Annotated in this window: 10 protein-coding genes; 7 read left to right on the top strand and 3 right to left on the bottom strand. The window is 57.3% G+C overall.

Annotated features, from left to right (window positions below):
- Nucleotides 1–237: 237 nt before the first annotated feature.
- Nucleotides 238–648, top strand: coding sequence for a Holliday junction resolvase RuvX (gene ruvX / locus CHB83_RS08720; protein ID WP_045689960.1), 411 nt, complete (start codon nt 238–240; stop codon nt 646–648).
- Complete coding sequence (def, locus tag CHB83_RS08715) at nt 645–1,244, top strand: peptide deformylase (RefSeq protein WP_089332333.1); 600 nt, start codon at nt 645–647, stop codon at nt 1,242–1,244. The genes ruvX and def overlap by 4 nt, the downstream gene beginning before the upstream one ends.
- Nucleotides 1,245–1,332: 88 nt before the next feature.
- Here def and CHB83_RS08710 read toward each other — a convergent pair whose 3' ends face one another.
- On the bottom strand, nt 1,333–2,430 hold the full coding sequence (locus CHB83_RS08710; protein WP_089332332.1) for a DUF5700 domain-containing putative Zn-dependent protease: 1,098 nt from the start codon (nt 2,428–2,430) through the stop codon (nt 1,333–1,335).
- Nucleotides 2,431–2,647: 217 nt separating this feature from the next.
- Between CHB83_RS08710 and CHB83_RS08705 the strand changes: the two genes are divergently transcribed.
- From CHB83_RS08705 to CHB83_RS08685, 5 genes are all read left to right on the top strand, one after another.
- Entirely contained in the window at nt 2,648–3,670 is a 1,023-nt protein-coding gene (locus tag CHB83_RS08705) for a sensor histidine kinase (protein ID WP_089332331.1), read from the top strand.
- A gap of 86 nt (nt 3,671–3,756) precedes the next feature.
- Nucleotides 3,757–4,488 (top strand): LytR/AlgR family response regulator transcription factor, encoded by a 732-nt coding sequence (locus CHB83_RS08700; RefSeq protein ID WP_089332545.1) that lies wholly within the window; start codon nt 3,757–3,759, stop codon nt 4,486–4,488.
- A gap of 223 nt (nt 4,489–4,711) precedes the next feature.
- Entirely contained in the window at nt 4,712–5,689 is a 978-nt protein-coding gene (locus CHB83_RS08695; protein WP_089332330.1) for a zinc dependent phospholipase C family protein, read from the top strand.
- 119 nt (nt 5,690–5,808) lie between these two features.
- Entirely contained in the window at nt 5,809–6,180 is a 372-nt protein-coding gene (locus tag CHB83_RS08690) for a DMT family protein (protein WP_089332329.1), read from the top strand.
- Nucleotides 6,181–6,362: 182 nt separating this feature from the next.
- Nucleotides 6,363–8,699 (top strand): patatin-like phospholipase family protein, encoded by a 2,337-nt coding sequence (locus CHB83_RS08685; RefSeq protein WP_089332328.1) that lies wholly within the window; start codon nt 6,363–6,365, stop codon nt 8,697–8,699.
- Between the two features lie 98 nt (nt 8,700–8,797).
- On the opposite strand, the gene CHB83_RS08680 is transcribed toward CHB83_RS08685, so the two are convergent.
- Nucleotides 8,798–9,628, bottom strand: coding sequence for an MIP/aquaporin family protein (locus tag CHB83_RS08680; RefSeq protein WP_089332327.1), 831 nt, complete (start codon nt 9,626–9,628; stop codon nt 8,798–8,800).
- Nucleotides 9,629–9,702: 74 nt separating this feature from the next.
- A complete protein-coding gene (gene pulA, locus CHB83_RS08675) occupies nt 9,703–11,712 on the bottom strand; it encodes a type I pullulanase (RefSeq protein ID WP_089332326.1) in 2,010 nt (669 codons plus the stop codon).
- Nucleotides 11,713–11,720 lie beyond the last annotated feature (8 nt).

The following is an 11,720-nucleotide window of genomic DNA, read 5'->3' as shown; positions in this document are numbered from 1 at the left end:
TCAAAAGTCTCTGAATGCGAGTGTTGTACGAAAGTAGTTTTATCATTTTATGAAGAATACCTTCGCTCGTTCAATAACGCTGTTTGCCGGCTCAATCTACGATTGCACCCTGCCACCGGATTGCGGGCGCTAAGTTTCGGCTACCACCTTTCGCAAGCAGCATCGTATCTTTGTACGGAGGCCGTGCTAACAACTTGACGGACCGCATTTTCGCTTTCTTTCGTTTACTCCACTGTGATGGGCCGAATTCTTGCCATCGACTACGGCCACAAGCGGGTGGGGCTGGCCGTTACGGACCCGCTTCAACTGATTGCCTCCCCACTTGAAACCATTCACAGCCAAGATTTGGTGACGTACCTCAAGGCTTACCACCAGCGGGAACCCTTAGAAGCGTTAGTGATTGGCATGCCCAAGACCCTGAGCAACGAACCCACCGACTCTACCAGCGCCGTAGTTGGGGTAGTTCGGCGCCTACGTAAGGAATTTCCTGAACTGCCCCTGCATGAGATAGACGAGCGGTTTACCTCGCGCATGGCTCACGCGGCTATGTTGGCCGGAGGGCTTAGCAAGAAGGACCGTCGCGACAAAGCCACCGTAGACCGTGTGTCGGCTACTCTGATTCTGCAATCTTTCCTCGAATCCCGATGATCTATCCTATTGTTGCCTTTGGTGACCCGGTGCTGAAGGCCCCGGCCAAACCTCTTGCCCCCGACTACTCCCCCACCGAGCTTAAGCAGCTGGTGCAGGACATGTTTGATACCATGTACTATGCGCACGGCGTGGGTCTGGCTGCCCCGCAGGTAGGCAAAAGCATCCGCTTGTTTGTGGTCGACTCGGAGCCCATGCTTGATGAAGACGAGGATGGTAAGCCTATCATCCCCGAGCCCACGGCGGCCCCTGTAAAGCGAGCCTTCATCAACCCTCAAATGGTAGAAGAAACCGGTCAGGAGTGGGCTTTTGAAGAGGGCTGCCTTAGCATTCCGGGCGTGCGGGAAACGGTTTACCGCAAACCTGTTATTACGTTGCGCTACGAAGACGAAAACCGCCAGCAACACCAGGAAACCTTCTCCGGCATGACAGCCCGCGTAATTCAGCACGAGTATGACCACTTGGAAGGCGTACTGTTTACCGATTACGTATCGGGGCTGAAAAAGCAATTGCTGAAAGGCAAACTCAGCCGTATTAGCAAAGGCGACGTGAAAGCCGACTACCGGATGAAATTCGCCGGTCAGGGCCGCCGCTAGGCTGCTAGCTTACCTGCCTACAAGCCAACGCCCCCAGCAGATGCATCTGTTGGGGGCGTTGGCTTGTAGATCCGTTTTGCTTGCGTACTCAGTGCGCAACGTGAGCTTTCCGAGTTGGTGCAACGTAGCTTCTTTCCAGCTTTTTGAGGTACGCCATAGATGTTTTAGCGAACAATGGGGGGCGCTTTTTGTCCTTGCGGGCAGCCTTTTGGTAGAGGGCAAAAAACGCCATGGGATTATCAATGGTCGCTAGCATTTGCGGGGTGTACCCTTGGTTATTAATGATATGCGCCATGTAAAACCCGGGCAGGTGACCAGCAGTGCCATTGTATAACCGCTGATAGAACTTGCGCATTGGCAGTGCTCCGCTGCCCATTTTTGCACCTACCTGCAACACGGAGTCTAGGCGGTGGATAACAGTAGGAGCGGAAGCTAGCAACCAGTTTTGAATGTCGGCTGAGTCGGGCGACTGTAGCAAGGGTTTCTTGTCGATCAGGTCGGCAACGCCTTCGTTTTGCACGGCATCAAGGGCCCACAGCAACGGTTTATCCGGCTCTAAAGCACCGCTGAAATTGGGCCTAGGCCGAAGCTGATGATGCATTTCGTGCGCTTCCAAGATGCCCGCCTTAGGCTTGTTCCACTCTATTGCCGAGTTCAAACTGAATACAATGCCTTCCTCTCGCGAAGTAGCGTCGTTGCCCAAAGCCGTGTAGTACAGATGCAAATCTGGCACTTTGGTGTGAGCTCGCTCAGGTAAGTATTCGTAGGCATACGTGTACATCACCTCAAGATAGGATGGCTTTTGTGCCATTTCTTGGGCGTATTGCCTGAACATTGGCTCGCGCTGCTTATAGTCGTTCACCAGCACGTAGTACCACGACTTGGCCCGTAGTTTGGCTTGCCGCAACGAATCGTGCCGGGGCATATACACCACCTCAATGGCTTTCCGGTAGCGTTGCAACGCCTCCTGCGGGAACACTCCGGGTACGTACAGCTTGTTGGCTGGTAAGGCCAGTAACTCCTGCCAGGCAGCGTCAGTGAGCGGCTTATCCTGGCGGAGCGCATCGGTAAGCTCCCAGTAACGCGTAGCTGCCTCAATGTTGACGGTTTGGGCCGTGCCCAAATGGTGGAAGCAGCACAGCACTAGGACAAGCAAGCTGGCACACGAAAAACGAAAGTGCTTCATATAGGACCGAGGAACAGCAGGGTGAACGAATAGCCCGAAGGTGGGCGGGCAGGCCTGGCAGCTCAAGTTTATTATTGCAACCCACCCAAACCCGATGTGAACCCGCCGGGTAGAGCTTTAGGCCGGTTATCCGGCTAGTTGGCGTGTTCATCACGGCTGGTGAAGCGTTGCTATAAAATACAGGGCGGTGCAGCGGCTTTGCACTAGCTTCGAGTGTATGAACCGTCAAACCACGCGCTACCACTTGCTGGGCTGGGGCTTATTGATAGCCTATGATTTTGTAGGAATTGTTGGGGAGCGACCAACCAACTTGGGCGTCTTGCTTCTTCTGCAGTTTACCTTTCGCCTGAGCATGATGAGCGTGTTTTACTACTGCTTTCTACTGGTGTTTCCAAGGTACTTGCGCTTGAGTCGGATGCCGCAGTTGCTGCTAGGCTTGGGGCTGGCCCCGGTAGTATTTACCGGCACGCGCTACATGCTGGAGCAAGTACTGTTGCCGCTGCTCTTTGGGTTTAGCAACTATTATGGCGAGGTAAACCTATGGGCCTACCTGCTCGACAACGCAGAGCGTGGCCTACCCATGATGATGGTAGCGGCGGCGGCCTGGGGTGTGCAGGATGCCTTTTTGCAGGAAACTCGACGCGAAAATGAGCAACTGATGCAGGAGAAAACGCAGGCCGAACTAGCCTTTCTTAAAACTCAAATCAACCCGCACTTCCTCTACAACACGCTCAACTACATCTACTCCGAGGCCTATCTGGTGTCGGAGCCGTTGGCGGAGACTGTGCTGCGCCTCTCCGACCTCATGCGCTACATGCTTCACGAAAGCCCCGATGGCAAAGTGGAATTGCGGAAGGAAATAGACTACCTAGAAAACTACCTGATGCTGCACCGGCTCCGCTTCGAGAACAAATTTTTCGTGGACTTTGAGCAGGTAGGCCATGTAGAACGGCAGCGGGTGGCTTCACTGGTACTGGTTCCGTTTGTAGAAAATGCCCTCAAGCACGGGGTAGTCAACCGACCCGACCAACCCATCAGCATCACGCTCACTCTGCCCGCCCCCACGCACCTGCGCTTCGATGTACGCAACCACATCAATCATTACCAGAAAGACCATACCACGGGTATTGGGTTGGCAAACCTACGGCGGCGGCTAGCTCTGCTGTATCCCAATCGGCATCAGCTCCACATTCAGCAAGATGCCACTACCTACTGTACTACCTTAGAGCTTGAGTTATGAAAACGCAGTAGCCAAGGCGCTTGCACATGCAGCCCGTTACCAAGTTTGCCGAACCGCACCATGTCTTCCCATTACGTTCCATGCATATGTTGCGCTGCCTTGTAGTAGATGATGAGGCATACGCCGGACGCCTACTTGCTAGCTACATTGGGAAGATTCCATTCCTAACCGTAGCCGGCCTCACTACTAATCCCATTGAAGCGCTGCTGTGGGTACAGGAAGGCCGCGCCGACCTTGTATTTCTCGACATTCAAATGCCGGAGCTGACGGGCTTGCAGTTTCTGAAGCTGTGTGGAAGTCGCTGCAAAGTCATCCTCACTACCGCCTACCCCGATTACGCCCTGGATGGGTACGAATACGACGTAATAGACTACTTACTTAAGCCCATTGCTTTCGACCGTTTCTTGCGGGCGGCCCAAAAAGCGCAAACTGCCTTGCTTGCTTTAGCGCCCACGGCTGCGCCGGTGCCAGTAACGCCGTCGGCACTGGCGCCGGTCAGCAACTACTTGTTTGTAAAGGGGGAGAGCAAAAACAAGTTTCTGCGCGTCAACCATGCCGACATTCTCTACGCCGAAGCGCTGGGCAACTACTTGGCCCTGGTGCTGCCCAACCAGCGGCTCGTTACCTACCAAACGCTCAAGGAGCTAGCCGAGCAGCTACCCCAGCCTCCCTTCCTGCGGGTGCACAAGTCCTTCATCATTTCACTGGATCAAATCAGCATGATTGACGGCAACACCGTGTACGTGGGAGAGAAAGCCATTCCCGTTGGCGAAACGTACCGGGAGGCACTCTACAAGTTGGTGCGCGACCCAGGATAGCGACCTTGCTAGCTGATCTACAGTCTTTGCACTGGCTAGCTACTCCTGCCTGATGGGCTTTATGGCTACTACCGGCTCCGGCAACGGCTCTTTCCGCAGGCCAGAGACTGGTTATGCTACTACCGCTGCTGGCCTAGGAGCGCGAAATAGGCTGCGGCTAAGGCTAAGGCTTATGACTCCCTATCGTATTGCCTGGCCGTAACTCTTCAGTATCTTATGGCTTATGAGCTATCTAGTACGCTATAGTATCGTTATCTTATTGACGCTGAGCACGGCCGTATCGGCTCAGGCGTGGGGCTTCTTTAGCCATCGTCTGATCAACCGGCTGGCTGTGTTTACGCTACCGCCCGAAATGATTGGCTTTTACAAGGCCAACATCGACTACCTCACCGATAATGCTACCCGCCCCGATTCGCGGCGGACCGTAGTACCCGGTGAGGCCCCGCGCCACTTTCTCGATGTAGACGTGTACGGCGATTCGGCTGCGTACAAGCTGCCACGCTCCTATGCTGATGCGGTGGCCCTGCTGGGCGAGGATTCACTCCTACGCCACGGTATCGTGCCCTGGCAGGTGGCGCGCATGAAGGGCCAGCTTACGGAGGCCTTCCGCCAACACGATTCGGACCGCATTTTGCGCCTCTCCGCCGACATGGGCCATTACGTAGCCGACGCCTGCGTGCCTTTGCACGCTACCCACAACTACAACGGACAACTCACGGGCCAGCGCGGCATTCACGCTCTGTGGGAAAGCCGCCTGCCGGAACTGCTCAGCGCCAATTACGACTTTTTCACAGGACCTGCCCCCTACCTGGAACGCCCCACCGAAACCATCTGGGCCGCCGTAGGCCGTTCCCACGCCGCCGTCGATTCGGTGTTGCGGGTGGAGCGGGAGCTGACGCAGAAGTTCCCCGAAGACCGCAAGTATGGCTTTGAGCAGCGCAACAACCTCACGGTACGCACTTACTCCCGTGAGTTTGCCCGCGAGTATCATCAGCGCCTCAGCGGCCAAGTAGAGCGCCAGATGCGGCTGGCCCTGCGCTTAGTGGGCGCCTATTGGTATACGGCCTGGGTAGATGCCGGTCAACCCGACCTCGACAAGCTACCCCGCACGGCCTCCGAAGCCGAAAAGCAGCGCCTAGCCCGCGAAGCCGCCGAGGCCGTACCCGCGCCGCAAGCTGCCATACCAGGCCACGACGAGTAGCCCCCCGTATGCAGCGCAGAGGGGCAGTAAGGATTGGGCATTGAGGAGGCGGAGAAACGTTTCTGGGCTACCAGTAGTAGAGGTAGGCTGAATGTTTCTTTAGCCGCTTTGCCCGACCTATGAAAAGTGTGTACACCATCCTCCTGCTCACAATCTCCAACCTGTTCATGACGTTTGCGTGGTATGGGCACTTGCAGTTCAAGAAGATTTATTGGCTGCACGGCCTGGGGCTGGTGGGCGTTGTGCTGATTAGCTGGGGGCTGGCTTTCTTTGAGTACGTTTTTCAGGTGCCCGCCAACCGCATTGGGTTTCAGGAAAACGGGGGGCCGTTCAGCTTATTTCAGCTCAAGGTTATTCAAGAAGTAATATCGCTCACGGTATTTACGCTATGCGCCGTGTACGTCTTCAAAACCGATAAGCTGGGGTGGAATCATGTGGTAGGTTTTGCGCTTTTGGTGGCCGCGGTGTACGTGATTTTTCGCAAATGGTAGGCGCTTGTTTTCTGAGCTTTGGCAGGTTCTGTCAGCACGTTGCTACTCCCTCGCACCTGAACAGTATGCCGTTGGCCGGGGCGCAGCTCATTTTCGTCTAAAATTGGACAACTCCGTTATGCCTACTGCGTAGGTAACGCGCCTCTCTACTGAGGCTTTCTTCGTTTTTCTTCTTAAGTCATATGCCGAAACTATACCGGACACTGGTGCTGCTGCTTGCAGGGCTGCTGAGCATTTCCACTGCGCAGGCGCAACGCGTGGGCCTCGTGCTCAGCGGGGGCGGGGCCAAAGGGCTGGCCCACGTGGGGGTTCTGAAAGTGCTAGAAAAGAACCGTATCCCCATCGACTACATTGTGGGCACCAGCATGGGTGCCATTGTGGGGGGCATGTACGCCGCTGGCTACTCACCCCGCGAGATTGAGGAGATTGTGCTCAAGCCAGAGTTTCAGGATTGGGTAGCCAACCGCCCGCTGGAAGGCAAGGTGTACAACTTCTACGACGCCGACCCCTCGCCCGCAGCCCTGCACCTGGGCTTGGCCATCGACTCCGCATTTCGCACCCGCGTGACGCCCCGCCTCATCAATGACGCTACGCTGAACTACATGCTGGCAACCATGCTGGCCCCGGCGGGCGCCATTGCTAACTACAACTTCGACAACCTGTTTGTGCCCTACCGCGCCGTAGCGTCAGAAGTGTTTACGCGCCAGAAGGTAGTGCAGCGCTCCGGCTCTCTTTCTGATGCCGTACGCAATTCTATGGCTTTCCCGCTCGCGTTTCGTCCCATCCGCCAAGAGGACGGGCGCTACCTGTTCGACGGAGCCGTAGTAGACAACTTTCCTACCGGCGTTATTCGGGAAGAATTTAAGCCCGATGTAATTATTGGTGTAAACGTGGGCGACGTAGCTTACAGCAAATACCCCAAGGAGAAGGATGACGAGCTGCTTACGAGCACCCTAGTGTTCCTGGGTTCAAATGCCGCCGATACGTTGTCGGTAGGGGCCAATGGGGTCTTCATTCAGCCCGACCTAACGGATTATACGGCCGCCGACTTTGGACGGGTAAAGCGCCTGATTAGCCTGGGTGAGCATGCCGCGGAAGAGAAGTTGGCCCTCACCTTACGGCGCATTCAGCGGCGGGAAGATACCGTGGCCCTACAGCAGCGGCGGCGCCTGTTTCAGGAGCGGGCACCCCGGCCCACATTCACGGGCGTCACCGTGCAGGGCCTGCCCCGGCAGCAGCAGGAGTTTGTGCGTCGGTTCTTCCAGCGTTCCGGCTCTACGTACTCGCCCAGCGACATTGAGGAAGGCTATTTCCGTTTAGTCAGCAATGACTTCTTTACCAACGTGTACCCCCGCATCCGGTACTCGCAGGAGCAGAAAGGCTACGGACTCAGCATCGACGCGCGCCAGGCCAATAACCTCACGGCCGACTTAGGGGTGCTACTGTCGTCGCGCTCCATGAGCAATATTTACCTGGGCGGGGCCTACCGCTACCTCAACCGCTACCTCTATACCGTGCGGGGCAACGCCACCATTGGGCGTTTTTATAACGCAGTGCAGGGGTCGTTCAGGGTTAGCGTACCGGGGCAAATTCCGGTCTACTTCGAGCCCAATATCACCTTCAACAACCTGAACTACCAGGACACGGGAGACCTACTAGGGCAGAATGCGGCCACAAGCCAACTGGTGCAAAGGGACCTGAAAACGTCTTTGCAAATCGGCATCAGCCCGAACTACCGCAGCCGCTACATCTTTGATATTGGCGCCTTCACCAACCGCGACCGGTTTGCCAATACCAGCGAGGTGAACAGCGACGATGAACTGGACCTAAACCGCTTCCAGGGCATCACGTCCGGCATCCGCTTCGAGCGTAACTCCTTGGACCGCCGGCAGTATGCTACCAAGGGCCGCCGGGCCGAGTTTGCGTTCCGCGCAGTTACGGGCCAGGAAAAGTACGAGGCCGGCACTACTGCCAACGGGGTGATGGACCGCAGCAAAAACCAACGCTGGGTGAGGGGCTCCTTGTTTGTGGAGCAATATTTCTCGCTGAACAAGAGCGACTCTGTGGGTGCCAAAACCAACGCGTGGGGCTACACGGTAGATGCCGTGGCTAGTACCCAAGGAGCCTTTGCCACCTACCGGTCTTCCCTGACCACCTCGGCGGCGTTTCTGCCCCTACCCGACTCCCGCACTCTTTTCCTCGATAACTACCGCGGCACGGCCTACGCGGCAGTAGGAGTGCGCTATGTAAAGGGAGTACTGCGGGGGGTAGAATGGCGAACCGAAGCCTTCACGCACGTGCTGGTGCGCCCCTGGAAACAGGCGTTCGACAACCCCGTTCTGGTACGCCGCTCCCAGAGCATAACGCGGCCCTACCTCACCCTAATGACCGGCTTTGTGTACCAGACCCCAGTAGGCCCCCTCTCGGTACAGGCTATTCATTATGATGATGACACCCACCGCTTCGGGGTTTTCGCCCACATCGGCTACGTGCTGTTCCGCGAAAGGTCGTTGGACTAAGTAACAGAACCGCTTCTACCAAAAACAGACTACCCCGTTAGCGTAAGAGGCGCTAGCGGGGTAGTCTGTTTTTGGTAGAAGCGGTTGGGGGTGTGCGGCTATTCATCGGGGTAGTGCGGGGGCTCCTCGCCAGCTGTGAAAGGTGATGACGTGCCTGGGCCACACCCCGCTAGAATAGCACAGTCTAAGTCCTCGCCGTGATAGAACCGCCGGAATAGCACCGTAGCCAACCACATAGCCAGCGGGGGAGCCGCAAAATACACCCACAGCCCGTTGTAGCTATCCGCGGCCAGGGCCGTAGCCAGGCTACGAGCCGGGTTTAAACTCATGCCCGACAATGGGCTTTCGAAAGTGATGTATACCGCCAGCAAGCCGCCCAGAAACCAGCCTGTCAACTTCTTGAAGCGCTCTGAGTGCAAGGTCATTAGCAGCACCAACATCAGCAGAAAGGAAATTCCGAATTCGGCCAGGAACGCTAGCTCCGGGCCCATTGCCGTGGTTTTGGGCTGCGTTACCGTGAAGTCTACGGCTGGGTGAGCATACCACTCACCTAGCACGGTGCGCAACAGCAGGGCTGCCCCAATGCCGCCCGTCATCTGCGCCAGCACGTACCACACCGCATCGGGGGTGCTCACTTTGCCCAATTGCCAAAACGCCAGCGTTACGGCGGGGTTGATGTGGGCACCCGAACGCTTGCCCCAAGGGCTATACACAATGCTCACAATGACCAGCACCATGGCTCCTCCCAGCATTGCCCGGCGCAACAGAGGCGCGGTAGGAACGTAGGAGGCCAGCGGAGAATTGGGGTGCTCAACCAGCACGGTAAGCAGGCCTGCACAGGTCACGAAGAAGGCTAGGCCCGCTGCTTCCGCGAGGTAGTGCGCCCAATGGCGGGGCAACGCGGCAAAGAAACGACCGGCAAACGACATAGGCACCTGGGGTATGAAACTACAGGTAGTGAAACGTAGCCTACCCCCGGCGGTTACGGCAGGTGCTCCCGGCGCTAAGGCTGCACCAGCACGAGGGCCGAGGAGGCAGGCACTTCTATACCGCCACCACCATCCTCTGCCTCTACTGTGCGCAAGCCCTGCGAATTGATCTGACTACCGGCAACGACCACCGAGTAGCGCCCGTTGGGTATGGGCAGGTGCACGGCTTGCTTGTTGCCGTTCAGCAGTACCACAATGGTTTTCCAGGAGTCGCCGCCGGCGTGATCTTTCAATTGGTACCCAACGGTGGAAGCGGGCAGATTAGGCAAGAACTCCAGGTGTTGCTGAATCAGCTCCTGCGTTGGAAGCCGGAAAGCGGGGTGAGCCTTGCGAAGGGCAATGAGCTGACGGTAGAAAGTACTGACCGACTGGTACCGGGCCTTGCGGGCCCAGTCTACCTGGTTGACGCTATCGGGCTGGTTATAGGAGTTGTGCGAGCCACCTTTGGTACGCAGGAAGTCGTCGCCGACTGGTAGAAACGGCACGCCCTGGGAGGTAAAGACGATGGTATTGCTCAGGATGTCCAGCTTGATAAGTTCTTCCTCCGTAGCGTCGGGGTTGCCCACGCGCAGTTCATCCCACAGCAGCCGGTCGTCGTGGCAGGCTACGTAGTTGATGGCTTGTGCTGGTGCCGTGGCCCAGGGCGCCTTGGAGTAATTAACCTTACTATAGTCGATTTGTGGGTGCTGTGTAGCGGCTACAATGCCGAACTTCACGCTTTCCTCTAGGCCTGCCTGTCCACCTACAAAGCCAGGGTCAGTGGGGCGCGACACGCCTCCTTTCACGCCGTCGCGTAACTCGTCGCCGAAGGCTGCTATGCGGTCTAGCTTGCCTACGTTTGCTTTGAGGGCCCGCTCAGCTTCGGGTAGTGGGCTAGGCCTGGCCGTCCAGCCTTCGCCGTACATGAAAATGGAATGGTCAATCTGGTCGAGGGCGACCCGCGCGGCGCGCATGGTGCGTAGGTCCAGGATGCCCATCAAGTCAAACCGAAACCCGTCCACGTGGTACTCCCGGGCCCAGTAGGCCACCGACTCTACAATGAGCTTGCGCACCATGGGCCGCTCGGAGGCAACTTCGTTGCCGCAGGCAGCCGCGTCGGAAAAGGAGCCATCGGGGTTGTGGCGGTAGTAGTAGCCCGGCACTAGCTGCTCGAAAGAGCTGGCGGCGGCCGCCGCCGTGTGGTTGTACACTACATCGAGCACCAGGCGCAAGCCCCGCCGATGCAAGGTTTGTACTAACTGCTTCAGCTCCTGAATGCGAACGGCGGGGTTAGTGGGGTCGGTAGCGTAGGAGCCTTCGGGCACCGAGTAGTGCAGCGGGTCGTAGCCCCAGTTGTAGCGGTTCTCGGCCAGCTTGCTTTCATCAATAGAAGCAAAATCGTTGGTCGGCAGCAGGTGCACGTGGGTAATACCCAGCTCAGTAAGGTGGTCGAGCCCCGTCCTGACGCCACTGGGGCCGCGGGTACCGGCTTCCACCAAGCCCAGGTATTTGCCCTTGTGCTGAATCCCCGACTGCGGGTGCATGGACACGTCGCGCAGATGCAGTTCCCCCACCACAATGTCGGTAGCCTGCGCCAGCTTGGGCCGCACATCATCTTCCCAACTAGAGGGACGTACGGTGGCTGGGTCGAGGAGTGCGCCCCGCAACCCGTTTACCCCTACTGCGTGCACGTAAGGGTCGGGCACCTCGGCCATCTGCCGGCCTTTGATGGTGGCCTGCACCACGTAAAACTGTCCGGCCGGCTGCGCAGGCAGCGTGTATACCCAGGTGCCGCCCGTAGATTTTTGCATGGGGTACTCGGCGGCGGGCTCTCCCCCACTACCTGCCGTGTACAGCTTCAGCTGAAGCTTTTCGGCCGTGGGGGCCCATACCCGCAGGTGCGCTTGTCCCCGCACGAAAGTCAGTCCCAGGTCGGGCCCATCGTAGGTCGGGTAAGCAGTATAGCCTTCCGCTACCTGAGCGGTACGACAAGTAGTTAAAGTGCCCAGGGCAAGCGCAAGGGGAAGAAACGGCCAGAACTTCATGCAAGGAA

The sequence above is a fragment of the Hymenobacter mucosus genome (genome assembly GCF_900188255.1).
In the GTDB taxonomy this organism is placed as follows: Bacteria; Bacteroidota; Bacteroidia; order Cytophagales; family Hymenobacteraceae; genus Hymenobacter; species Hymenobacter mucosus.
This window is presented reverse-complemented; position numbering and strand designations above follow the sequence as displayed.

Excerpts from the sequence above, each read along its gene's own strand:
- CHB83_RS08690 (WP_089332329.1), top strand. The coding sequence starts at position 5,809 with ATGAAAAGTGTGTACACCATCCTCCTGCTCACAATCTCCAACCTGTTC.
- CHB83_RS08710 (WP_089332332.1), bottom strand. The coding sequence starts at position 2,430 with ATGAAGCACTTTCGTTTTTCGTGTGCCAGCTTGCTTGTCCTAGTGCTG.
- CHB83_RS08705 (WP_089332331.1), top strand. The coding sequence starts at position 2,648 with ATGAACCGTCAAACCACGCGCTACCACTTGCTGGGCTGGGGCTTATTG.
- ruvX (WP_045689960.1), top strand. The coding sequence starts at position 238 with ATGGGCCGAATTCTTGCCATCGACTACGGCCACAAGCGGGTGGGGCTG.
- pulA (WP_089332326.1), bottom strand. The coding sequence starts at position 11,712 with ATGAAGTTCTGGCCGTTTCTTCCCCTTGCGCTTGCCCTGGGCACTTTA.
- CHB83_RS08680 (WP_089332327.1), bottom strand. The coding sequence starts at position 9,628 with ATGTCGTTTGCCGGTCGTTTCTTTGCCGCGTTGCCCCGCCATTGGGCG.
- CHB83_RS08685 (WP_089332328.1), top strand. The coding sequence starts at position 6,363 with ATGCCGAAACTATACCGGACACTGGTGCTGCTGCTTGCAGGGCTGCTG.
- CHB83_RS08695 (WP_089332330.1), top strand. The coding sequence starts at position 4,712 with ATGAGCTATCTAGTACGCTATAGTATCGTTATCTTATTGACGCTGAGC.
- CHB83_RS08700 (WP_089332545.1), top strand. The coding sequence starts at position 3,757 with ATGTTGCGCTGCCTTGTAGTAGATGATGAGGCATACGCCGGACGCCTA.
- def (WP_089332333.1), top strand. The coding sequence starts at position 645 with ATGATCTATCCTATTGTTGCCTTTGGTGACCCGGTGCTGAAGGCCCCG.